Raw genomic sequence first — 20,272 nt, forward strand, 5'->3', positions numbered from 1 at the left:
GCAGTGCGGTTAATCTGCTTTTGCGTGGAATTTGGCTGGACGACCGGGCAGGTGTTGCCTATTCCGGCGAACCTCGATGGTCCAGAACTGTCAGGAGCGCCATTGACATCCGGATTTGCGAACCGACATTCAGCGGATTAAATCAACAACTCTGTTTCAAGCAGTCGTTTTCAGCCATGCAGCCGATCATCTCGATTTCCGGGGTCACCAAGACCTACGCCACCGGCTTCAAGGCGCTGAAGGAGATCAATCTCGACATCGTGCGCGGCGAGATCTTTGCGCTGCTCGGGCCGAATGGCGCCGGCAAGACAACGCTGATCTCGATCGTCTGCGGCATCGTCAACCGCTCGTCGGGTTCCGTCACCGTCGACGGCCATGACATCAACCGCGACTACCGCGCCGCGCGCAGTCTGATCGGGCTGGTGCCGCAGGAACTGACCATCGACGCCTTCGAGAGCGTGTGGGCGACGGTTAACTACAGCCGCGGCCTGTTCGGCAAGCCGGCGGACAGGGCGTTCGTCGAAAAGGTGCTGCGCGACCTGTCGCTCTGGGACAAGAAGGACGCCAAGGCGATCACGCTGTCCGGCGGCATGAAGCGCCGGCTGATGATTGCCAAGGCGCTGTCGCACGAGCCGCGCATCCTGTTCCTCGACGAACCGACGGCAGGCGTCGATGTCGAACTGCGCCAGGACATGTGGGCGATGGTGCGCCGGCTGCGCGAAGACGGCGTCACCATCATCCTGACCACGCATTACATCGAAGAAGCCGAGGCGATGGCCGACCGCGTCGGCGTCATCAACCGCGGCGAGATCGTGCTGGTGGAGGACAAGGCCGAGCTGATGCGCAAGCTTGGCCGCAAACGGCTTGTGCTGGAACTGCGCAGTCCCCTGGCCACCGTTCCCGATGCTTTTTCGCACTACGCGCTGGAGCTTTCGCCGGATGGCGGACAGCTGACCTATACTTATGACAACCAGAGCGAACGGCCGGGCGTCGCCTCGCTGATCCGCGAGCTCGAGGCGGCCGGCATCCAGTTCCGCGACATCGATACGGAAAACAGCTCGCTCGAGGAGATCTTCGTCAATCTGGTGAGGAAACCGGCATGAACCCGCGCGCGGCCATGAATCTTCATGCGGTATGGGCGATCTATCGGGTGGAGATGGCGCGCGCCCTTCGCACTGTGCTGCAGAGCATCGTTTCGCCGGTCATTTCGACGTCGCTCTATTTCGTCGTCTTCGGTTCGGCCATCGGCTCGCGCATCACCGAGATCGACGGCATCAGCTACGGCGCCTTCATCGTACCGGGGCTGATCATGCTGTCGCTGCTGACGCAATCGATCTCCAACGCCTCCTTCGCCATCTATTTTCCGAAATTCGTCGGCTCGATCTACGAATTGCTGTCCGCGCCGGTGTCCTATCTGGAGATCGTCATCGCCTATGTCGGGGGCGCGGCGACAAAGTCGATCGTGCTTGGCCTGATCATCCTGGCGACGGCCTCGCTGTTCGTGCCGCTGACGATCGAGCATCCGTTCTGGATGCTCGCCTTCCTGGTGCTGACGGCGGTGACCTTCAGCCTGTTCGGCTTTATCATCGGCATCTGGGCGAAGAGCTTCGAGCAGCTGCAGCTGGTGCCGCTGCTGATCATCACGCCGCTGACCTTCCTCGGCGGCAGCTTCTATTCGATCAACATGCTGCCCGGCATCTGGCGCACGGTGACGCTGTTCAACCCGGTGGTCTACCTGGTCAGTGGGTTCCGCTGGAGCTTCTACGGCAAGTCCGACGTTTCGGTCGGCGTCAGCCTCGGCATGACGGTGGTCTTCCTGCTCATCTGCATAGCGATCGTCGCCTGGATCTTCAGGACCGGCTACCGGCTGCGCAACTGATCGAACGGGCCTCGTCCAGGCGAATCAGCCTTATCGATCGACCTTTCCTTGCCGAAGGCGACATACGCCCGATGCCTGGAACCCGCGCTTGAATGCCTCGATCTTGCTTTTCATGCATTGTTATATATCATGTTATCGATGTTCATGGGATGAATTGACCTATGGAAGACGTCATACGATCGCTTGGCTTCCTGTGCCTGGGCAGCAGGCTGAAGCGTATAGGCGAGCAACTGCAAGCGGAGGCGCAGCGCCTGCTCGACAGGCTGGATGTCCCGGTTCAGGCGAGCCAATACCCGCTGCTGGCCGCGCTCGACAGACTGGGTCCGCTGTCGGTCGGGGAACTGGCGCAATCCCTTGGCATCGCGCAGCCAGGCGTAACGCGAAGCGTCTCGCTTCTGGCCGGATTGGGACTGCTCGAGGTCAGTCCGTCGACCGATGACCAGCGGCGCAGGATCGTCTCGCTTACTCGGGACGGCCGGCGGCTGGTCGATGTCGCAAAGCGCGACGTCTGGCCTTGCATCGAGAACGTGGTTGCGGATTTGTGCGCAGGTTTTTCGGGGCCGCTTCTTGAGCAGCTGGCTGCCATCGAGGACGGCCTCGCCGCTGCCCCTCTCGACCGTCGTGTAAATAAGCCTGAGGGTGCCGCGCAATGAGACATCTGCTCGACCGCCCTATCTGGAGCGCGCTTCAGACGCGACATCGGGCCTTCGCGGAGGGTGACAACCTCGCCATGCGATATCGGCCGTCGATCGTCCCTTTCGCCGCCACTGGCGCGGACGACCCGGAAAGCCTGCGGGCGCTCGAAAACCTTGTCTCCCCGGGCGAGAGTGTGATCCTGCTTCAAGCGGACGCGATTGCTCTGCCCACGGTGCTTTCCGCGACTTCGACCGCAGCCGGGGTTCAGATGATCGCCGAGCAGCCATTGCAGATCGTCTCCGACCCGCGCGTGCATCGTCTGACCCGAGACGATGCTGCTGAGATGCTCGCCCTGGCATTGCTCACCAAGCCTGGCCCATTCACGCTCGAAGCCTTGAGCCTGGGCGATTTTTGGGGTGTGAAAATCGAGGGCAGGCTTGCGGCAATGGCCGGTGAGCGCACGAAGCAACCTGGCTATACCGAACTCAGCGGGGTGTGCTCACATCCGGAATTTCGCGGCGGTGGCCTGGGCAAGCTGCTGTCCCTATTCGTGGCAAACCGGATAGTGGCGCGCGGCGAAGTTCCCTATCTCCACGCCTATGCCAGCAACGCCGCGGCCATAGCGTTATACGAGTCCATCGGCTTCAGGTTGCGAAGCACAATGAATGTCGCCGTGGTTCAGCGCACCGAATGATTAGTCGGCGCATGATGCGCAGCATGGATGCATCCCGTATCTCAAGGAAGGATTTCGTGTCGCCGAAATCCTTCCTCGAGATGCAAGAGCTGGCTGCGTGTCAGACCGCGATCTTGCCGCCGCCTTGCCTGGTGATGGCAACGACCGCCGGGCGCACCGGCATGTCCGGCTTGAAGTCGGGCCAGCGCGTCGACAAATCCTCATAGTAGGACGGACGGCCGAAAGCCTCCCAGTCCTCGCCGCCGTCGCCCGGATGCTGGACGGCAACGAAGGCGGTCTGGTCGTCCGGCGCAAACAGGGGACCGCACATTTCGGCGCCGATCGGCACGCGGAAGAACAGCTTTGATGTCGCCCGTGCCTTCCCCTCCGTATCGACAGCCCACAGACCATCGGTGCGGCCGGTGGCTTTCGGGCCTTGGCCGTCGGTGGCGACCCAGAGGCGGCCGGCCGAATCGACCGCGCAATTATCCGGCATGCCGAACCAGCCATTGGCGGTGGTTGCGGTCGAGAAGGTGGCGCCGACGTCGGCCACAGCGGGATCGCCGCATTTCAGCAGGATTTCCCACCTGCCCTTTGTCGCGGTGAAATCACCGCCGTCCTCGACGATCTCGATGATGTGGCCAAAGGCATTTTCGGCACGCGGGTTGGCGGCGTCGACCTGGTCGGCCTTGCGCTTCGAATTGTTGGTCAGCATGACATAGACCCTGCCGTTGGTGGCATTGGGCTGGATGTCTTCCGGACGGTCCATCTTGGTGGCGCCGAGCAGGTCGGCGGCGCGGCGCGTCTCGATCAGCACGTCGGCCTGGCTGGCAAAGCCGTTCTCCGCCGTCAGCGGCCCTTGGCCGAAGACGATCGGCAGCCATTCGACCGAACCGTCCTCGGCGAACTTGGCGACATGCAAGGTGCCGTCGTCGAGCAAATCCATGTTGGCGGCGCGGTTGTCCGGATCGAACTTGCCTGTGGTGACGAACTTATACACATAGTCGAAGCGCTCGTCGTCGCCGAGATAGAAGACGACACGGCCATCCTTGGCGACGATCGATTCGGCGCCCTCATGCTTGAAGCGCCCCATCGCGGTGCGCTTCCTCGGCGCCGAAGTCGGAGCCTGGACGTCGACCTCGACGATCCAGCCGAAGCGGTTCGGCTCGTTCGGCTCCTTGCCGATGTCGAAACGGTCGTAATGCGCTGCCCATTCATAGGCACCTTCGGGAATGCCGAGGCGCTTGTAATTGGCGGCTTCCTTATGCCCCTGCGGCAGCTCGCCCGAGAAATAGCCGTGGATGTTCTCCTCGGCCATGACATAGGTGCCCCACGGCGTGACGCCGCCAGCACAATTGTTGACGGTGCCGATGACCTTCGTGCCGGTCGGATCGGCGCTGGTCTTGACGCGGTCGTGGCCGGCGACCGGGCCGGAGAGCGCGATCTCGGTGTTGGAGGTGATGCGGCGGTTGAGCTTGCCGTCGCGAACGACCTGCCATTTGCCTGATACCTTGCGTATCTCGACGATAGTGCCGCCATGCGCCGTCATCTCGACGTCGACTTGTTCCTTGCTGAGGGGCGCCTGCTTGGCCTTGCCGTCGACGATGGTGACGAGGCCCGGAAACATCAGGTGCGGATTGGTGTATTCGTGGTTGACCACCAGCAGGCCGTGCTCGGCCGAGCCGTCGATCGGGATATAGCCGACATAGTCGTTGTTGTAGCCGAATTGTCTGGCCTGGGCTTCCGCCGACTGTTTTCTCGGATCGAATTCCGGCGAATCGGCGAACAGCGGATCGCCCCAGCGCAGCAGTACATCGGCGTCATAGCCGGGTGCGACGTGATGCTTGTCGTCGATGCCGGCCTCGAGCTCGTCAAAAGCGAAGGCGGAGCCTTCGGCGGCGCGGGCGTTGTCGGCGGTGATCAGCGCCAGCGGGCTGACGGTAGCGGCTATGGCCGAGACGGCAAGCGAGCTCTTGAGGAAGCCGCGGCGCGAGAACCGCGCGGCGATGATCTCACCCATGGTGCGGTTGTCGGTGAGATTGGCTCCTGGCCCGTCGTTTTCCTCGAGCAGGCTGGTTCGGAAATGGGCGTCAGGGGTGCGATGTTCGGTCATAGGGCCTGCCTCTGGCTGGATGGATTGCTGGAGCGTGTTGCCTGGCCAGTCCGGTATCGCCGGCAGGTCACAGTTTGATGACATGCCGGCTAATTGCCACCTGCGATTTCGTATCCAACATCGGCCCCGCTTGACCGCGACCGTCGCTTCGGAAACAAGAGCTGCGGCAGGCGCGTAGGGACACATCGGGAGAGAACAAAAGTGAGTTTCTGGGGACTTGGGCAGCTCTGCGTTTCGACGGTGATCTTCCTGCTGGCGGCGATGGCCGCAAAACAGTGGGGGCTGGCGCCGAGCCTCGGCAAGATTGTGCTGACGTTGGCGCTCTATTCGCTGGGCAATCTGATCATGCTGAGGCTGATCCGTGAATTCGGCATGTCGGTGTCGTTCAGCCTGTCGGCGGTGATCCAGCTGGTGTCGGTGAATGTGGTGGCGCTGGTCTTCTTCGGCGAGCGCGTCAATGCCTTACAGGCAACCGGCATCGTGCTTGCCATCGCAGCTGTGGCGCTGATCACGCTCGGGCCCTATCTGCAAAGGCTGTAACTGCGATCGGGCCGATGAAGAAGATTGCAAGCAGACTGCGCAACTGGCTGGAGTTCCCGGTTCTGCTTGCCGGGCTGGTCATTGCCGGCGGGCTGTGGGGGTTCGAGGAGCTGATGGAGCTGGCGCGGGCCACCACGCCGCATGCCTTCGACACCGAAATCCTGCTTGCCTTCCGCGAGGCCGGGCAGCCCGACAATCCGATCGGACCGGCGTGGCTGGAAGGGGCGATGCGCGACATCACCAGCCTCGGCAGCGCCAGCGTACTGGTGCTGATCACGGCAGCAATGATCGTCTATCTGCTCCTTATCCGCAGGCCAGGCGCGGCGCTTCTCATGTTCGTCGCGGTAGCGGGCGGCCAGCTCCTGTCAAGCGTGCTGAAATTCGATATCGACCGACCGCGCCCTGATCTGGTCTCGCATCTCGCCGATGTGGCATCGCTTTCGTTTCCGAGCGGCCACGCCATGCTGTCGGCGGTGACATATTTGACGCTGGGCAGCATGGCGGCGCGGTTTTTGCCCGGGCGGACAACGAAGATCTATGTACTCGGGCTGGCGGTGCTGACGACGGTGGTGGTCGGCATCAGCCGCATCTATCTCGGCGTCCACTGGCCGTCCGACGTATTGGCCGGCTGGTGCGCCGGCTTTGCCTGGGCGATGCTGTGCTGGCTTGCGGCACGGTTCCTGCAGCGATGGCTTGGGCGGGCCGACGGCACCTGACTCAAATCAGCCTATTGATCAGGCCATGACCGCAGCCTGCCAGCAGGAAAACCATCGACAGCAAGCTGTCGAGGTCGCCAACGCTTTGAATATCTTCACCCGCTCATCCTTTTGAAGTCGTGCCTGTGCATTCGGGATCGCAGTGGATGTCCCGCCAAACGATGCCGAGGTTTGTAGCATGACAGCGCATCGGCTGGCAAAGAGTGCTGCATGTTTGGAGGCAGACCATCAATCCTTGGTGCAGGAAGACCTCGCCGACCGCGCCAGCGCCGGAACTTCATCCTCGACTGTTCGGCGGTGCCGTTCTTCGATTCGACGGCAGCAAATGTCATCGAGGGTGCGGCCCACAAGGCGAGCCGCGCCGGCGTTCGCTTCATTATATCAGGCGCTTCACCGCAGGATACGCCGCATGCTGATCAACCACGGTGTCAAGCGGCCGCTGGTGACTTATGCCGCCTCGATCACGGATGCGCGGGCGCAGCTGAGGAAAGCCGCGCCCGCCGCCTGAGCCGGCAACTGCCGGCTTAGTCGAGGCCCAACGCTGAGACCTCGCCCTCGTTCATCAGCGGCACGAAGATTGTCGACCTGCCGTCGGTGCCGATGTCGGCGCTGCCCGGTTTGAACGTCGCAACCACTTGCGGCGTACCGCCGGCTTTGTAGCGGTAGAGCGTGCCGGTCATATAGGCAGTGGCGTAGATGCTGCCGCCGATGGCAACGACGCCATCGAGGTTGGCAAACTTTTCCGCGCCAGCCAGTGGCGAAACGGCCTTGGTAGCAAGATCGACCGAGAGCAGGCCGCCCGGCTCCGCGGTGCTGAAGTCGGGCTTGATGCCCTTGCCCCACGAAGCGACGATCAGCCGGCCGCCATCGGCGAAGATGCCATTCGGCGAAGCAAGCGCCGCATCCCTGACGAACAGTTCGGGCCGGCCGCCGTCGATGCGATAGATCGTATCGGCAAGCATATCCGTGACGTAGACCTTGCCGGATGCATCAGCGGTCATGTCGTTGAGAAAGACCGCGTTCGGCACGTCGATCGTCGATGTTAGCTTGCCGCTTGCGAGGTCGACGACGCGCACATGGGTGAGGTCGGCGACGTAGAGTTTGCCGCCGACAATCGCCATGCCCTTGGGCGCGTCCATGCCGCCGGTCCAGTGTTGCGTGACTAGCTTGCCGTCCATCGACAGGATCGACAGATAGCCGTTGCCGTCGGCTTCGCCGGGATTGCCGACGATGTTCGAGACGATAACGCGCTGGCCGGCGGCGTCGAACAGCGCCGATTCAGGCTGCTCGAGGCCGCCGGTGCGCCAGAGTTCAGCGGCCTGAACTGCTGGCGCGGCCGCGATGCCGACCAGGGCGAGAAGTATCGAGGTGAAGAGGCTCTTCATGGCTAGTCTCCTGTAATGGACTGGCGGAGAGCTAGGCCTTTCGATACTTTTCGGGAAGATCTATCAGGACTAGTACCGAAGGCTGATACCAAATCGTGCAAAAGAGGTGCATCCCATGAACGGCCTGATCTTCGAAGCGCTGAAGCGGACGCTTAAGGCAAAGGGCATCACCTATCGCGTCCTTGCCGAGCGGATGGGTGTTTCCGAGCCGACGGTGAAGCGCATCTTCCACGAGCGCAACTGCAAGCTCGACCGGCTGATGGAGATCTGCACTGCCGCCGGCGTAGAGTTGGAGAACGTGCTCGGCTCTATGAACAGAGGACCAGGACCCGCCAACCAGATCGCGCCGGAGATCGAGCGGAAGCTCGCCGGGCGGCCGGCACTGCTGTTCGTCTTTGTCATGCTTTCCGAGAAATTCACGCCCGAAGGCATCATGCGCTCACAAGGGCTGAGCGAGGCTTCGATGTTCCTCTATCTGCGCGAGCTCGAGGAACTCGGCCTGGTTGCGCTCGGTCGCGGCCTGTCGGCAAGGCTGCTCGTCGAGGCGCCGATCCAGTGGAACTTCGACGGGCCATTGCGGCCGCTGTTCGAGATGACCAACAAGAATTTCATCGGCTGGGCCATCACCCATCTTGAGCGCGAGTCGACATTCGTCAGCTTCTCCAGGCGGATGCGGCCGGAAACGGCGGAAATGGTCAGGCGCGAGGCGGAGGAGTTGGCGGAGCGCGCCAAATTGCTTGCTCATCACGACCAGCACACGACGCCCGAGGACCGGCTGGTTGGTTACAAATGGACGTTTGCGTTCGGCGCAACGCCGTTCCCGGTGATCATGCCGATCGGGCCGCATCCGCGCGACGCAGGCGCACGGACGGACGATCGAGTTGCGGCTGCCGCAAACGGACGACGTCTGCCGGCCTAGGTCAAAATGCAGAACGACCGAGTCCTGGCTGTTGGCGGCAGCCAGTCTGACTGAGCTTCTCACCCCTGAGTATCGGCCGCAAACCGGTTCTCAGAGCGTCCCTTGCTCAACCACAAGATCGAGCGGCTATTCCGCGGTCTTGTTCGCCGCCACCTTGTCATCCCAGACCATCTGCCGGTAGTCGAAGCCGTATTCCAGCGTCGGCTTGACGATGCGGAAATAGGGCGACAGGTCAAAGTCGCGCGGCGTGTAGAGCGAGTGGTGGCGGATGTGCAGGATTTCCTTGCGCGAATAGCTCGACTGGGCCGAAGCACGGCCGGGCGCCCGGGTAATCTCGGGCAGGATCGGGTAGCGGATCCGGCCGTATGCCTCGGCGATCAGCGACGAGCAGATGGCGCGCGTCGGGTCGCCGGAACCGAAAGCCAGCATGCGGCGGCGCCAACGCACCGGCACCGGCGGCGTCGGCAAGAAGTAGCGCAGCATGTCGAATATGTTCTTGAGATCGTATCTGAGACCGAGCCTGCCGATCATGAAGGCGACGACCGTGTCGCGGTCTTCGGGAGCCAGGCCGCTCGCCCGGCAGATGCGGGTGTTATAGCTGCGGTAGCGCGACAGCGGCACGGCGGTGCAGCCATCGCCAAGCGTGACCTCGATCAGGCGCCGCCGCTCCGAGCCGTCCTCGGGTTCCGGCAATGCATCGCCGACATAGAAGGCGGCATGCGACCAGGTCGACTGGGTGAGGTATTTGATCGCCGCCGAGATCTTCTGGTTGCCTTCGATGAGCAGGATGTCGCCGGGCTCGAGCGTGCGGCGCAGCGTTTCAGCGTCCGACGGCGTGTAAGGCTCGTAGCCGGACGATTCCTCCTGCAGCCGGCCGGCAAGCCAGCGGCCAAGTCGGTCCAGAAGCGTGTCGCCGGGCTCGGTCATGCCAGACGGCGATTACCACAGGGCGGCAAATTAGACCATGATCAGCCCACGCCAGGCGCGCCGGCGTCTTCGTGCTGCGGTGCCGCTGTGAGATCTTCGCGCACCTTGCGGGCGAGCTTCCTCGTCGAGCGCTTCGGACTGTCGCCGAAAAGCTCGGCCGCCTCGGCGAGGCAGGTCTTTTTCAGGCCCTTTTCCGAGCGCTTCAGCAGCTTGGCAAGCAACCGCGTCTCCTCAGGGGGGCCGAGCGGTTGGTCCTCGGCATCTATAAGCGCGCGCATGACGAACACATCGTGGAGCTCGCCAAGCCGCTCGCCCAATTCGTCGACGGCCTTGCGCCGCGTCTTGATCGGCGTCGGCCACAGCCTGCCAAGCAGCGACAGGTGCATGCCATGCGTCTTGGCCGCCTTGCGCAGATCGTGAAAGTCATCGGCTTCGCCGCGCGAAGCCGCCTTGTCCAGCGCTTTCCTGGCGCGGCGCAAAGTGGTGCGCGCGCCTTCGGCGAGCACGTCGGCAGCCTGCTCCGGCTGGTCGGGCAGAGCGAGCTTGTCGATCCGGGCGACACCTTCCTCGCAAGCGGAAATCGCCGCGCCTATCGCAGCATCGAGGCCTGCTCCGCCATGCAGTTCATGCTGGCGCGCGACGAGCCTGTCACGCACGGCACCGAGGCCATCGCCGGCACTTTGCTCGGGAAAGCTTGCCGCCAGCCGGTCGATTGTTTCCACCAGTGCGGTCGCCTCGCGCGGGCCGGCAAGCAGGGCCGCCACCTGGCGGTAGCACTGATTCTCCGTCACGCAGAATGTTTCATCTCCGGAACGGACAAGGCGCAGCAAGGCGCGGACGTTCTTCAGCCGTTTGCGGCATTTGTGCAGCCCCTGTTCGGGCCTGTCACGCGCGGCGTCCAGATGGACAAGCGCCTTGCCGATCTCCTCGGCGAAGATGCGCCTGACCTCTCCGGTCAGCGACATGCGCGGATCGATACGAAAGCTCATGCGACGATCTCCGGAATCCCCCCAAGGGCGAGCGACGCGTTGTAAAATCTTGGCTCGCCGGTGACTTCACGGCCGAGCCAATGTGGCAGCATTTCGTCCTGTACATCATCCGGCGTCTCGAGCTCGGCGATCACCAACCCCGCAAGCGTCCCGCCGAAGACATCGACTTCGTAGCGATAGCCGCGGTGTCTAACATGGTGGCGTGTCTTCTCGATGACATGTCCGATGGCAAAGGCCTGCATCTCCTGCGCCTCCGCCAAAGGTACCGGATATTCGAATTCATCGCGCTCGCGTGCCTGGCTGCCGAACTTGAGCGTCAGCTTGGCGGCCGCATCGTTGCTGATGCGCACACGCACCGTGCGGCTGGGTTCGGCGACTAGGTAGAATTGACGGATATGAATGTCCGCCTCGACCATTGCCCGCCATTCGTCACCTGAGACCAGGAACTTACGCTCGATTTCCTTGCCCATGGCCAGGCACTAAAGCGCGCACGGCCAGAGTTGGCAAGCCGCTTGACCGCACTTGACTTTAATCATTCGATTGATTAAATTGTTGGCCATGATCAAATCGCCCAGCGCCAGCGGCCTTCCTCATGAGGCGCCCAAGACCGCCGCGGATATGACGCGGACGGCACTCGTGCGCGCGGCGCTGAAGCTGTTCGGACGCCAGGGTTTCGACGGCACGTCAACGCGCCAGATCGCGGCTGAGGCCAAGGCCAATATCGGCTCGATCGCCTATCATTTCGGCGGCAAGGAAGGGCTCCGCAACGCCGCGGCCGACTACATCGTCGACACCATCCAGACCGTTGCCGGCCAGGCGATCGGCAATCTGCAAGCGCCGGCCGCGGCATTGGCGGACACCGAGGCCGCGCGGGCACATTTGGCCGTCGCACTGGAGCGGATGGTCGCCTTCATCGCGGCAAGGCCGGAAGCCGGCGAGATTGTACAGTTCGTCCTGCGTGAGCTGTCGCATCCAACCGCCGCGCTCGACCGTATCTATGATGGCGTGTTCGAACCGGCGCATCACCGACTCTGCCTGATCTGGGAACAGGCGACGGGCGAGCCGGCCGAGAGCGAGCGCACTAAACTCACCGTATTTACGCTGATCGGCCAGGTCGTCTATTTCCGCATCGGCCGCGAGGCAGTTATGCGCCGGATGGGCTGGCGCGAGATCGGCGACGACGAGGCCGGCAAGATCGCGGCAACAATAACCGACAATCTCAGCGCGATTTTAGCTCGGCGCGATTTGGCTGTCCGGAAGGATCGTGGATCATGAGCCTGCTCTGTTCTTTGCCGTTTGCCGCCCAGCTTTTCAGCGCCTGCGCGCCGGCAGCACCGCTCGCCGTCGGCTACGTCGAGGGCGACTACGTCCTGCTCGCGCCGATCGAGGTGGCGCAGGTCGAGACGATTGCGGTCAAGCGCGGCGACCGCGTCGCGCCCGGCACGCCGGTGGTGACGCTGGAAAACGCCGACGCCAAGATCGCCATCGCACAAGCCGAGGCGGCCCTTGCGCAGGCCCAGGCGCAACTTGCCGACCTACAGGTCGGCAAGCGGCCGGAAGAGATTGCGGTGCTCAAGGCGCAGGTCGACATGGCCAAGGCGCAAGCCGCCGACGCCAAACGCCGTTACATCCGCGCCAGCGATCTGTTCAAACGCGGCACCGGCACACAGGCCGACTACGACACGGCTTCCGCGACGCTGGAGACGGCCAACGCGCAGGTCGGCCAGGCGGAGGCCAATCTCGCGGTCGGCGGCCTGCCGGCACGGCCCGAGACTATCAAGGCCGCCGACAATCAGGTCAGGCAGGCGCAATCGGCGCTGGAGCAAGCGCAATGGCGGCTGTCGAAGCGCGTGCTGACGGCGCCTTCGCCCGGCCGGGTCAACGACGTGATCCGCAATCCCGGCGATACGGCCGGGCCGACGGCACCGGTTATCTCGATACTGCCGGACGGCGCGGTGAAGCTCAGCGTCTATGTGCCGGAAAGCGCGTTCTCCTCGGTCGACGTCGGCACGCTGCTCAACGTCCATTGCGACGGCTGCGGGTCGGGCGTGAAGGCACGCGTCAGCTATGTGTCGCCCGATCCGGAATTCACGCCGCCGGTGATCTACTCGCTCGAGACCCGGCAAAAGCTGGTCTATCTGGTCGAAGCGCGGCCGGAGGGCGACGCCAGCGCCTTGCAGCCCGGGCAGATCGTCGACGTCGATCTGGCGGACATCGGAAAATGAACGTCATCGACGTGCACGGCCTGGTCAAACGCTTTGGCGACAAGACCGTCGTCGATCATGTGACTATGGCTGTGGCCGAGGGCGAGATCGTCGGCTTCCTCGGGCCGAACGGCTCGGGCAAGACGACGACCATCCGCATCATGTGCGGCTTGCTGACGCCGGATGAGGGCGAAGGCACGGTTCTGGGCTTCGACATCCGCACCGACAGCCTGCGGATCAAACGCGAAGTCGGCTACATGACGCAGAGATTCTCGTTCTACGAAGATCTGACGATCGGCGAGAATCTCGAATTCGTGGCTCGGCTGTACCGGCTGAAGCCGCTCGACGAGCACGTGGCTAAGACGCTTGAGGAGCTCGGCCTGACATCGCGCAGGAACCAGTTGGCCGGTACCCTGTCCGGCGGCTGGAAGCAGCGGCTGGCGCTGGCCGCCTGCATCATGCACAAGCCGAAACTGCTGCTGCTCGATGAACCGACGGCGGGCGTCGACCCGAAAGCGCGACGCGAATTCTGGGACGAGATCCACCGGCTGGCGAGCGGCGGCCTGACCGTGCTGGTCTCCACCCATTACATGGATGAGGCCGAGCGCTGCCATCGCATCAGCTACATCTCCTACGGCAAGATGCTGGCCACCGGCACTGTCGAGGACGTGGTGAGGAATGCCGGGCTGACCACCTTCGTCCTGCAAGGGCCGCGGCTCGATCAGGTCGCTGCCGCACTTCATGGCCGCCCCGGCGTCGACCAGGTGGCGCCGTTCGGCGCGACGCTGCATGTCGTCGGCTCCGACAGGACGGCACTTCAGGCAGCGCTCGCCGATGTCGAGAAAGAGCACGAGGGCGTTACGGTGACGCCCGGCGAGACCAGCCTGGAGGATGTGTTCATCCAGTTCATGTCCGGTTCGAAGGACAACATGGGATGAAAAATGGGATAAACAGCATCTTTTCGTTCGCCAGGCTAGGCGCGCTGCTGATCAAGGAGTTCATCCAGATGCGGCGCGACCGCATCACCTTCGCCATGATGCTCGGCGTGCCGTTGATGCAGCTGGTGCTGTTCGGCTATGCCATCAACAACGATCCGAAGAGCCTGCCGGCAGCGCTGGTGGCGATGAGCAGCGATCCTTACACACGAGCCATGGTTTCGGCGCTGCAGACCACCGGCTATTACCGCTTCGACCACGTCGCGCAAAGTGCCGCCGAAGCCGAATTCCTGATGGCGCGCGGCGACGTCGCCTTCGTCGTCACCATTCCCGCCGATTTTGCCCGGCGGGTCGAGCGCGGCGACAGCCCGCAGATTCTGATCGAGGCGGATGCGACCGATCCGGCCGTCGCCAGCGGCGCCATCTCGACGCTCGGCACCGTCGCCAACCAGGCGCTGCTCAGGGCACGCGGCATGCAGGAAACGGCGGCCGAGGCTGCCCGGGGCCAGCTCCAGGTGGTGGTGCACCGGCGCTACAATCCGGAAGCCGTCTCGCAATACAACATCGTGCCCGGCCTGCTCGGCGTCATCCTGCAGATGACGATGGTGATGATGACCTCGATCGCGCTGACGCGCGAGACCGAGCGCGGCACGATGGAGAACCTTCTGGCGATGCCGTCAAGCCCGCTCGAGATCATGCTGGGCAAGGTGCTGCCCTATCTGGCGGTCGGCGCCGTGCAGGTGCTGGTGGTGCTGGCAGCCTCGAAGCTTCTGTTTGCCATCCCCTTCACCGGGTCGATGTCGCTGCTGTTGACGGCGGTCCTGATCTTCGTCTTGGCGCTGGTGCTGCTCGGCTACACGATCTCGACGATCGCCCGCACGCAAATGCAGGCCCTGCAGCTCACTTTCTTCTTCTTCTTGCCGTCGATCATGCTGTCCGGCTTCATGTTCCCCTATCGCGGCATGCCGGACTGGGCGCAGGTCTTTGGCGAGGTGCTGCCGCTGACGCACTTCCTGCGCATCATCCGCGCGGTGATGCTGAAGGGCGCCGAACTGCCGGCGGTGGCAACGGAAATCGGTTGGCTGGTGGTGTTCGTGGCGCTGTTCGCCGGTATTGCGCTGGTGCGGTTCCGCCGGACGCTGGATTAGGGTCGAACTCGATCCGCTTGTGCAAATGATCGAGATTCACACGGACTCGGCCTGGCCCGGGACCGGTGTCAATTCAGGCGCATTGAGCCCTTCGAAGGGATCGCGCCAGGCGTCGATTTCTTCGAGTTGAAGATACCAGCGACTGACAGAGGGATAGTCATCGAGCGGCAATCGGGCGACATCGTTGAAGGGCAGAAACGTCGCCATTCGAAAGTCGGCGTAGGAAACCGAATTGCCGACCAGCCAGTCGCGCTCAGAAAGCTCGGCATCAAGTATTGCAGCGGCGGTACTGAAGTCCCTCAGGCCCTCCTCAACCCGCGCCTGATCTATCGGGCCGAGCCCATAGCGCTGTTTGGTCCCGCGTTCGAAATGCACGACATCGCAGGCTCGTGCGAAGTTCTCTTTCCCCCAACTCAGCCATCGGATCATCTCGGGCTCGTCGTCGCCAGCGCGCCAGAAATCCGAATGCATATCGCGCGAAAGCCGACAGGCTATGGCGTCGGCCTCCCAGAGGCTTTTTCCCGAACCTATAAGGATGGGCAATGAAAGATTAGGATTGAGCGGCCGAAATCGCTCGGCCTGGCCCGGAGCGAAGGGAGAGGCGAATTCAAACTCGACCTTGGCGTTGAGATACCGTGCCACCGCGACCGCGAGGCGAGGATTGGGATTGCGGCTGAAGAACAGTTTCATTGATCTCAGTCTTTGAAGGGTACCGGTTCGACCGGGTGCAACGGACGCTTGAGCACCTCGAATCGGCACATGAGCTGGAACTGGTTGCTATCCTAGCCGGCAGCAATGATCTCGGCATAGGTGCTGAGATCGACATTGCCGCCGGAGAGCACCACGGCAATGCATTTGCCGGCAAGGTCGATTTCGCCTGACGACAGCGCGGCCAAGCCGACGCAACCGCCAGGTTCGACCACCAGCTTCAGACAAGCCATCGCGTCGCGCATCGCCTGTGTCACCGCGCTGTCGGAAACGGCGATGGCGCCGGCGAGATTCTTGCGGTTGATTTCGAAAGTGATCGCGCCGGGCTCGGCGACGAGAAGGGCATCGCAGATCGAGGTGTGGCCGGGCGCGTTCGACACCCTGGCGCCTTTGATCAGCGAGCGGCGTGTGTCGTCGAAATGCTCGGGTTCCACGGCCAAGACGGCGGTGCCCGGCGAGGCGTCCTTGACCGCGATCGAAATGCCGCTGCTCAACCCGCCGCCGCCGCAGGGAACCACTACCGCATCGAGGCTGACGCCAAGCGCTCTTGCTTGGCGCATCAATTCGAGGCCGATCGTGCCCTGGCCGGCGATGATGGCCGGATCGTCGTAGGGCGGCACCAGGACCATGCCCTTTTCCACGTAAGAACGGACGACGGCAGTGCGATCGTCGCGGACCCGGTCGAAGGTGATCACTTCGGCGCCCATCTTCCTGACATTGCCGACCTTCATCGCCGGCGCGTCGGTAGGCATGGCGATTACGGCCTTGACGCCGAACATCGCCGCCGCGGCGGCGACGCCTTGCGCGTGATTACCCGACGAGAAGGCGACGACGCCGCGGGCGCGTTCTTCCGCCGAGAGCGAGGAGAGCTTGTTGTATGCACCGCGGAACTTGAACGAGCCGGTGCGCTGCAACGTCTCGGGCTTGAACAGGATCCTGGCGCCGAAGCGCTTGTTCAACTCCGGCGATTCGATCAGCGGCGTTTCGACGATCAGTCCGGACAATCGCGCTGCTGCGCTGTGAATATCGGCGATGCCGGGAGGGGTGGTCATGGCTAGGGTCCTGCAAGAGATGAGACCGCCTATGCTGCACGGAAAGGGAGGCGGCGCACCAATGAAAAAATGTGACCGTTACAATTCGTCCTTGGAGGCAGGAGAGTGGGGCGTGAATGTCCCCACCGCCTCCTCGGCCCTCTGCCATGCATTCGTCGCTTCAGTCGACAAATCGTTGTCGATTGACCGGCATAGCCTGCCGCTCCTCACCCCAACAGCGTCTTTTGCCGTTTGGGGCCGCCCATCTTGCGCCAGGTGTTGAAGCGGTGGGTGGCGGCGGCGAAGGAGATCTTCATCTGTTGGGCGACCGAATAGCGCGACTTGCCCTCGTCGAACAGCCGATAGCAGCACTCGACGCCCTCCTCGGTCAACTTGCCGTCGGGAGCCTTGTTGTGCGGATTGGCGGGATCGAATTTTTCGACCTGCTGCTCGACTAGGCCTTTCAGGCGCTGCAGATCCGCCTCAATATTAGCGATAAGGTCGAGAACCGGTTTGGGATCAAACAGCTGCTGTTTTTCCGGCATCTGCGGCGTTCCTTTCTCTTGGTTGAGATTCGGTTATATAAGTGAACGTTTGCCGATAGCAACGGCGATGTGTTCGGGATTTTGAAGCCTGTACCTTTTGAGCATGAGTGGAGCGCACACGATTGACCGGCGACGTGCGAGGTCATAGTTTAGAACTATTCTAAACTAGGGTGAATTTCTCATGCTTTCCCGCGTTTTCGGCTTCGGCCGCCGTCCCTTTGAATCGCTCTCGGAACAGGAGATCCTGGCGCTCGCCATCTCCTCCGAGGAGGATGACGGGCGCATCTATCGCGCCTATGCCGACGGGCTGGCGGAGAGCTTTCCGCAATCGGCCAAGGTGTTCGAGGAGATGGCGGAGGAGGAGGACGGCCATCGCGATTCGCTGATCGAGCTTTACCGCAAGCGTTTCGGCGAGCGCATACCGCTGATCCGGCGCGAACATGTGAAGGGCTATTACGAACGCAAGCCGGACTGGCTGGTGAGGCCGCTCGGCATCGATCATGTGCGCAGCCAAGCCGAGGCCATGGAGCGGCAGGCCTACCTGTTCTATATCGAGGCGGCCAAACGCACAGGCGATGCGTCGACGCGAAAGCTGCTCGACGACCTGGCGATCGCAGAACAGGGCCACGAGACACTGGCGCAGCGGCTGGAGCAAAAGCATGTGCCGGGCGCGGTCAAGGACGAAGAAACGGCAGCCGAGCAGCGCCAGTTCATCCTGACCTATGTCCAACCGGGGCTGGCCGGGCTGATGGATGGCTCGGTGTCGACGCTGGCGCCGATCTTTGCCGCCGCCTTTGCCACGCATGATACGTTCCAGACCTTTCTGGTCGGGCTTGCCGCCTCGATCGGCGCTGGCATCTCGATGGGTTTCACCGAGGTGGCTTCCGACGACGGCAAATTATCGGGCCGCGGCTCGCCGGCAAAACGCGGGCTGACCGTCGGCGTCATGACGACGCTGGGCGGGCTCGGCCATGCGCTGCCCTATCTAATCCCGCTTTTTTGGACGGCGACCATTGTCGCCGCCGTGGTGGTTTTCTTCGAGCTGTGGGCGATCGCCTTCGTGCAGAACCGCTACATGCAGACGCCATTCTGGCGCGCCGCCTTCCAGGTGGTGCTGGGTGGCGCGCTGGTGTTTGCGGCAGGGGTGCTGATCGGGAATGCCTAACAGTCCTTAACCATTTACCGCCTGGCTGTCCTGAGGCGCCTCGGCGCGTTCGGTCAGGCCGTAATCGCGCACGACATGGGCGATGCGCAAACGATAGTCCGCAAAGATACCGCCGCGCCCGGCCTTCTGCGCCTGCCGATGTTCCTGCGTGTTGTGCCAGGTCTTCACCGCGTCCTCGTCGCGCCAGAAGGACAGCGACAGGATGCGGTTCGGATCGGCAAGGCTCTGGAAGCGCTCGATCGACAGGAAACCGTCGATGCCGTCGAGCAGTGGGCGCAGGTCGGCGGCGATGCCGAGATAGGCATCGCGCTTGCCCGCCGCCGGCTCGACCTCGAAGATGACGGCGATCATGGCTTCACCGAAGGAGCATGCGGCCCGGAGGCCAGCTTGAGGAAGATGCGGTCCTCCTTCAGAATGAATTTTTCCCGTCGGGCGAACTCGTAGTTCGCCTTGCCGGCGGGATCGGCGGCGAGCCGGGCGCGGTAGGCTTCGTAGGCCGCAAGACTGTCGATGTTGTAGGCGGCATAAGCCGTGGTGGCCGAGCCTTCGTGCGGCGCGAAATAGCCGATCAGATCGGCGCCGCAGCGCGGGATCGCCTGCCCCCAATTGCGTGCATATTCCTCGAATGCCGCCTTGCCGAACGGATCGATCTCGTAGCGGATGAAGCAGGTGATGGTCATTTTCGCCTCCTTGGCGGTGGATGTTTTCTGGCGGTCACAGTTCGAGCCGGGTCGAAACGTTCCGAAGATCGATATGCTAGGCAAATTCGCTGGCCGGTCAGGTTTGCCAGAAGGATTTCGCGCACTCGCGACGGACGTCTTCGGGTGTCAGGCCAAGGTCACGCAGCAGATGATCGTCGATCTCGGCGAGGTCGAGACGCTGCAAATGACGGTCGTACCACCGCTTCAGGAGCCGCAGCCGCAAGCGGCGCAAGACGATGAACGGGAACGGCCGGCGAGCAGGCGCGGCGCTGAGAATGGTCCTTGCAGGCATCGTTGTCTCCTTGATTTGCATCGAGACTAATGCTTTATCTGACGAGGATGCTTCGATGAGGAACGAACTATGCGCGAAGGACCTGACATAGCCCGCATTGCCAGCCTGGTGGGCGATCCGGCGCGGGCAAACATGCTGTCCGCACTGATGGGCGGCACGGCACTGACGGCGAGCGAACTGGCACTCGAAGCCGGGGTGTCGCTTCCGACAGCGAGCTCGCATCTGTCGAAGCTGATGGAAGGCGGGCTGCTGACACTGGCGAGCCAGGGGCGGCACCGCTATTACGGCCTCGCCGGCCCGCAGGTGGCGGGAATGATCGAAGCCATCACCGGCGTTGCCGCTGCGGTCGGACCGCAGAGGGTGCGACCCGGCCCTCGCGACGCGGCCATGCGCGTGGCGCGGGTCTGCTACGATCACCTCGCCGGCGAGCAGGCGGTGGCGATGCTGGACCGTCTTGTGGCTCGACAAGTGCTCCTGCGCGACGACGAGGTGATCCAGCTTGGGCCGTCGGCCGCCTCGCATTTCGCCGCGATCGGCATCGACATCCATACCAAAGCGCGGCGACCGGTGTGCCGCGCCTGCCTCGACTGGAGCGTGAGGCGTTCGCATCTTGCCGGCGCGCTGGGCGCCGCCATTCTCGACAAGGTCCTCGCCGAGAAATGGGCACGGCGCGAGAAGGACAGCCGTGCCGTGATCTTTTCACCGGTAGGCAAGCAGGCCTTCGAGAAGACGTTTCTCGCCTGACGGCGCGCTTCGATGCGCGTTC

At 63.0% G+C, this 20,272-nt stretch carries 24 protein-coding genes and 1 pseudogene; 14 read left to right on the forward strand and 11 right to left on the reverse strand.

The window, feature by feature from the left end; translation table 11 throughout:
* Window positions 1-176: 176 nt before the first annotated feature.
* From NKI52_RS06475 to NKI52_RS06490, 4 genes are all read left to right on the forward strand, one after another.
* Window positions 177-1,103 carry an ABC transporter ATP-binding protein gene (locus NKI52_RS06475; RefSeq protein WP_352571566.1) on the forward strand — a complete coding sequence of 309 codons (927 nt, stop codon included), beginning with the start codon at window positions 177-179 and terminating at the stop codon, window positions 1,101-1,103.
* A 14-nt stretch (window positions 1,104-1,117) separates the two neighbouring features.
* Window positions 1,118-1,879 carry an ABC transporter permease gene (locus NKI52_RS06480; RefSeq protein ID WP_352451914.1) on the forward strand — a complete coding sequence of 254 codons (762 nt, stop codon included), beginning with the start codon at window positions 1,118-1,120 and terminating at the stop codon, window positions 1,877-1,879.
* Window positions 1,880-2,040: 161 nt separating this feature from the next.
* Window positions 2,041-2,532, forward strand: coding sequence for a MarR family winged helix-turn-helix transcriptional regulator (locus tag NKI52_RS06485; protein ID WP_023679020.1), 492 nt, complete (start codon window positions 2,041-2,043; stop codon window positions 2,530-2,532).
* Complete coding sequence (locus NKI52_RS06490; protein ID WP_352697370.1) at window positions 2,529-3,209, forward strand: GNAT family N-acetyltransferase; 681 nt, start codon at window positions 2,529-2,531, stop codon at window positions 3,207-3,209. The genes NKI52_RS06485 and NKI52_RS06490 overlap by 4 nt, the downstream gene beginning before the upstream one ends.
* A 100-nt stretch (window positions 3,210-3,309) precedes the next feature.
* On the opposite strand, the gene NKI52_RS06495 is transcribed toward NKI52_RS06490, so the two are convergent.
* Entirely contained in the window at window positions 3,310-5,301 is a 1,992-nt protein-coding gene (locus NKI52_RS06495) for a PhoX family protein (protein ID WP_352697372.1), read from the reverse strand.
* 201 nt (window positions 5,302-5,502) lie between these two features.
* Between NKI52_RS06495 and NKI52_RS06500 the strand changes: the two genes are divergently transcribed.
* From NKI52_RS06500 to NKI52_RS06510, 3 genes and pseudogenes are all read left to right on the forward strand, one after another.
* Window positions 5,503-5,841: a hypothetical protein gene (locus tag NKI52_RS06500; protein WP_023679017.1), complete on the forward strand. Its 339-nt coding sequence runs from the start codon at window positions 5,503-5,505 to the stop codon at window positions 5,839-5,841.
* 14 nt (window positions 5,842-5,855) lie between these two features.
* On the forward strand, window positions 5,856-6,557 hold the full coding sequence (locus NKI52_RS06505) for a phosphatase PAP2 family protein (RefSeq protein WP_352571569.1): 702 nt from the start codon (window positions 5,856-5,858) through the stop codon (window positions 6,555-6,557).
* 258 nt (window positions 6,558-6,815) lie between these two features.
* Window positions 6,816-7,065 (forward strand): annotated as a pseudogene (locus NKI52_RS06510) (sodium-independent anion transporter); the annotation flags it as partial.
* A gap of 16 nt (window positions 7,066-7,081) precedes the next feature.
* Here the strand turns inward: NKI52_RS06510 and NKI52_RS06515 are convergent.
* Window positions 7,082-7,942 carry an SMP-30/gluconolactonase/LRE family protein gene (locus tag NKI52_RS06515; RefSeq protein WP_352571571.1) on the reverse strand — a complete coding sequence of 287 codons (861 nt, stop codon included), beginning with the start codon at window positions 7,940-7,942 and terminating at the stop codon, window positions 7,082-7,084.
* A 115-nt stretch (window positions 7,943-8,057) separates the two neighbouring features.
* On the opposite strand from NKI52_RS06515, the gene NKI52_RS06520 reads away from it, so the two are divergent.
* Window positions 8,058-8,861 carry a helix-turn-helix domain-containing protein gene (locus tag NKI52_RS06520; RefSeq protein ID WP_352571572.1) on the forward strand — a complete coding sequence of 268 codons (804 nt, stop codon included), beginning with the start codon at window positions 8,058-8,060 and terminating at the stop codon, window positions 8,859-8,861.
* A 126-nt stretch (window positions 8,862-8,987) separates the two neighbouring features.
* On the opposite strand, the gene NKI52_RS06525 is transcribed toward NKI52_RS06520, so the two are convergent.
* From NKI52_RS06525 to NKI52_RS06535, 3 genes are read right to left on the reverse strand one after another with little or no spacing between them, the layout of a single operon-like run.
* Window positions 8,988-9,788 carry a C40 family peptidase gene (locus tag NKI52_RS06525; protein WP_352571573.1) on the reverse strand — a complete coding sequence of 267 codons (801 nt, stop codon included), beginning with the start codon at window positions 9,786-9,788 and terminating at the stop codon, window positions 8,988-8,990.
* A gap of 41 nt (window positions 9,789-9,829) precedes the next feature.
* A complete protein-coding gene (locus tag NKI52_RS06530) occupies window positions 9,830-10,777 on the reverse strand; it encodes a CHAD domain-containing protein (RefSeq protein ID WP_352571574.1) in 948 nt (315 codons plus the stop codon).
* A complete protein-coding gene (locus NKI52_RS06535) occupies window positions 10,774-11,247 on the reverse strand; it encodes a CYTH domain-containing protein (RefSeq protein ID WP_352571575.1) in 474 nt (157 codons plus the stop codon). Before NKI52_RS06535 ends, NKI52_RS06530 begins: the two co-directional genes overlap by 4 nt.
* An 88-nt stretch (window positions 11,248-11,335) precedes the next feature.
* Between NKI52_RS06535 and NKI52_RS06540 the strand changes: the two genes are divergently transcribed.
* From NKI52_RS06540 to NKI52_RS06555, 4 genes are read left to right on the forward strand one after another with little or no spacing between them, the layout of a single operon-like run.
* Complete coding sequence (locus tag NKI52_RS06540; protein WP_352571576.1) at window positions 11,336-12,052, forward strand: CerR family C-terminal domain-containing protein; 717 nt, start codon at window positions 11,336-11,338, stop codon at window positions 12,050-12,052.
* Window positions 12,049-13,002: an HlyD family secretion protein gene (locus NKI52_RS06545; protein WP_352571577.1), complete on the forward strand. Its 954-nt coding sequence runs from the start codon at window positions 12,049-12,051 to the stop codon at window positions 13,000-13,002. Before NKI52_RS06540 ends, NKI52_RS06545 begins: the two co-directional genes overlap by 4 nt.
* Window positions 12,999-13,919: an ABC transporter ATP-binding protein gene (locus tag NKI52_RS06550; RefSeq protein ID WP_023679007.1), complete on the forward strand. Its 921-nt coding sequence runs from the start codon at window positions 12,999-13,001 to the stop codon at window positions 13,917-13,919. Before NKI52_RS06545 ends, NKI52_RS06550 begins: the two co-directional genes overlap by 4 nt.
* 8 nt (window positions 13,920-13,927) lie before the next feature.
* Window positions 13,928-15,064 carry an ABC transporter permease gene (locus NKI52_RS06555; protein ID WP_023679006.1) on the forward strand — a complete coding sequence of 379 codons (1,137 nt, stop codon included), beginning with the start codon at window positions 13,928-13,930 and terminating at the stop codon, window positions 15,062-15,064.
* A gap of 36 nt (window positions 15,065-15,100) precedes the next feature.
* Here the strand turns inward: NKI52_RS06555 and NKI52_RS06560 are convergent, their stop codons facing one another.
* The 3 genes from NKI52_RS06560 to NKI52_RS06570 all read right to left on the reverse strand — a co-directional run bounded on the left by NKI52_RS06560 (window position 15,101) and on the right by NKI52_RS06570 (window position 17,348).
* On the reverse strand, window positions 15,101-15,754 hold the full coding sequence (locus tag NKI52_RS06560; protein WP_352571578.1) for a glutathione S-transferase family protein: 654 nt from the start codon (window positions 15,752-15,754) through the stop codon (window positions 15,101-15,103).
* Between the two features lie 92 nt (window positions 15,755-15,846).
* The gene (locus NKI52_RS06565) at window positions 15,847-16,824 is read right to left on the reverse strand and encodes a threonine ammonia-lyase (RefSeq protein WP_352571579.1); all 978 of its coding nucleotides are present in this window, start codon (window positions 16,822-16,824) and stop codon (window positions 15,847-15,849) included.
* Window positions 16,825-17,030: 206 nt separating this feature from the next.
* Complete coding sequence (locus tag NKI52_RS06570; protein ID WP_023679003.1) at window positions 17,031-17,348, reverse strand: hypothetical protein; 318 nt, start codon at window positions 17,346-17,348, stop codon at window positions 17,031-17,033.
* A gap of 181 nt (window positions 17,349-17,529) precedes the next feature.
* Here NKI52_RS06570 and mbfA point away from each other — a divergent pair, with 181 nt between their 5' ends.
* Complete coding sequence (gene mbfA / locus NKI52_RS06575) at window positions 17,530-18,513, forward strand: iron exporter MbfA (protein ID WP_352451856.1); 984 nt, start codon at window positions 17,530-17,532, stop codon at window positions 18,511-18,513.
* Between the two features lie 6 nt (window positions 18,514-18,519).
* On the opposite strand, the gene NKI52_RS06580 is transcribed toward mbfA, so the two are convergent.
* The 3 genes from NKI52_RS06580 to NKI52_RS06590 all read right to left on the reverse strand — a co-directional run bounded on the left by NKI52_RS06580 (window position 18,520) and on the right by NKI52_RS06590 (window position 19,506).
* Entirely contained in the window at window positions 18,520-18,864 is a 345-nt protein-coding gene (locus tag NKI52_RS06580; RefSeq protein WP_352571580.1) for an antibiotic biosynthesis monooxygenase family protein, read from the reverse strand.
* Window positions 18,861-19,193, reverse strand: coding sequence for an NIPSNAP family protein (locus tag NKI52_RS06585; protein ID WP_352571581.1), 333 nt, complete (start codon window positions 19,191-19,193; stop codon window positions 18,861-18,863). The genes NKI52_RS06580 and NKI52_RS06585 overlap by 4 nt, the downstream gene beginning before the upstream one ends.
* A 97-nt stretch (window positions 19,194-19,290) precedes the next feature.
* On the reverse strand, window positions 19,291-19,506 hold the full coding sequence (locus NKI52_RS06590; RefSeq protein ID WP_352571582.1) for a DUF1127 domain-containing protein: 216 nt from the start codon (window positions 19,504-19,506) through the stop codon (window positions 19,291-19,293).
* Between the two features lie 69 nt (window positions 19,507-19,575).
* On the opposite strand from NKI52_RS06590, the gene NKI52_RS06595 reads away from it, so the two are divergent.
* Window positions 19,576-20,250: an ArsR/SmtB family transcription factor gene (locus NKI52_RS06595; protein ID WP_352571583.1), complete on the forward strand. Its 675-nt coding sequence runs from the start codon at window positions 19,576-19,578 to the stop codon at window positions 20,248-20,250.
* Window positions 20,251-20,272 lie beyond the last annotated feature (22 nt).

The organism is Mesorhizobium sp. M0590 (assembly GCF_040320905.1).
Taxonomy (GTDB): domain Bacteria; phylum Pseudomonadota; class Alphaproteobacteria; order Rhizobiales; family Rhizobiaceae; genus Mesorhizobium.

Excerpts from the sequence above, each read along its gene's own strand:
- NKI52_RS06515 (WP_352571571.1), bottom strand. The coding sequence starts at position 7,942 with ATGAAGAGCCTCTTCACCTCGATACTTCTCGCCCTGGTCGGCATCGCG.
- NKI52_RS06485 (WP_023679020.1), top strand. The coding sequence starts at position 2,041 with ATGGAAGACGTCATACGATCGCTTGGCTTCCTGTGCCTGGGCAGCAGG.
- NKI52_RS06475 (WP_352571566.1), top strand. The coding sequence starts at position 177 with ATGCAGCCGATCATCTCGATTTCCGGGGTCACCAAGACCTACGCCACC.
- NKI52_RS06595 (WP_352571583.1), top strand. The coding sequence starts at position 19,576 with ATGCGCGAAGGACCTGACATAGCCCGCATTGCCAGCCTGGTGGGCGAT.
- mbfA (WP_352451856.1), top strand. The coding sequence starts at position 17,530 with ATGCTTTCCCGCGTTTTCGGCTTCGGCCGCCGTCCCTTTGAATCGCTC.
- NKI52_RS06590 (WP_352571582.1), bottom strand. The coding sequence starts at position 19,506 with ATGCCTGCAAGGACCATTCTCAGCGCCGCGCCTGCTCGCCGGCCGTTC.
- NKI52_RS06495 (WP_352697372.1), bottom strand. The coding sequence starts at position 5,301 with ATGACCGAACATCGCACCCCTGACGCCCATTTCCGAACCAGCCTGCTC.
- NKI52_RS06480 (WP_352451914.1), top strand. The coding sequence starts at position 1,118 with ATGAATCTTCATGCGGTATGGGCGATCTATCGGGTGGAGATGGCGCGC.
- NKI52_RS06585 (WP_352571581.1), bottom strand. The coding sequence starts at position 19,193 with ATGACCATCACCTGCTTCATCCGCTACGAGATCGATCCGTTCGGCAAG.
- NKI52_RS06530 (WP_352571574.1), bottom strand. The coding sequence starts at position 10,777 with ATGAGCTTTCGTATCGATCCGCGCATGTCGCTGACCGGAGAGGTCAGG.
- NKI52_RS06565 (WP_352571579.1), bottom strand. The coding sequence starts at position 16,824 with ATGACCACCCCTCCCGGCATCGCCGATATTCACAGCGCAGCAGCGCGA.
- NKI52_RS06520 (WP_352571572.1), top strand. The coding sequence starts at position 8,058 with ATGAACGGCCTGATCTTCGAAGCGCTGAAGCGGACGCTTAAGGCAAAG.
- NKI52_RS06570 (WP_023679003.1), bottom strand. The coding sequence starts at position 17,348 with ATGCCGGAAAAACAGCAGCTGTTTGATCCCAAACCGGTTCTCGACCTT.
- NKI52_RS06545 (WP_352571577.1), top strand. The coding sequence starts at position 12,049 with ATGAGCCTGCTCTGTTCTTTGCCGTTTGCCGCCCAGCTTTTCAGCGCC.
- NKI52_RS06535 (WP_352571575.1), bottom strand. The coding sequence starts at position 11,247 with ATGGGCAAGGAAATCGAGCGTAAGTTCCTGGTCTCAGGTGACGAATGG.
- NKI52_RS06550 (WP_023679007.1), top strand. The coding sequence starts at position 12,999 with ATGAACGTCATCGACGTGCACGGCCTGGTCAAACGCTTTGGCGACAAG.
- NKI52_RS06505 (WP_352571569.1), top strand. The coding sequence starts at position 5,856 with ATGAAGAAGATTGCAAGCAGACTGCGCAACTGGCTGGAGTTCCCGGTT.
- NKI52_RS06490 (WP_352697370.1), top strand. The coding sequence starts at position 2,529 with ATGAGACATCTGCTCGACCGCCCTATCTGGAGCGCGCTTCAGACGCGA.
- NKI52_RS06525 (WP_352571573.1), bottom strand. The coding sequence starts at position 9,788 with ATGACCGAGCCCGGCGACACGCTTCTGGACCGACTTGGCCGCTGGCTT.
- NKI52_RS06560 (WP_352571578.1), bottom strand. The coding sequence starts at position 15,754 with ATGAAACTGTTCTTCAGCCGCAATCCCAATCCTCGCCTCGCGGTCGCG.
- NKI52_RS06540 (WP_352571576.1), top strand. The coding sequence starts at position 11,336 with ATGATCAAATCGCCCAGCGCCAGCGGCCTTCCTCATGAGGCGCCCAAG.
- NKI52_RS06580 (WP_352571580.1), bottom strand. The coding sequence starts at position 18,864 with ATGATCGCCGTCATCTTCGAGGTCGAGCCGGCGGCGGGCAAGCGCGAT.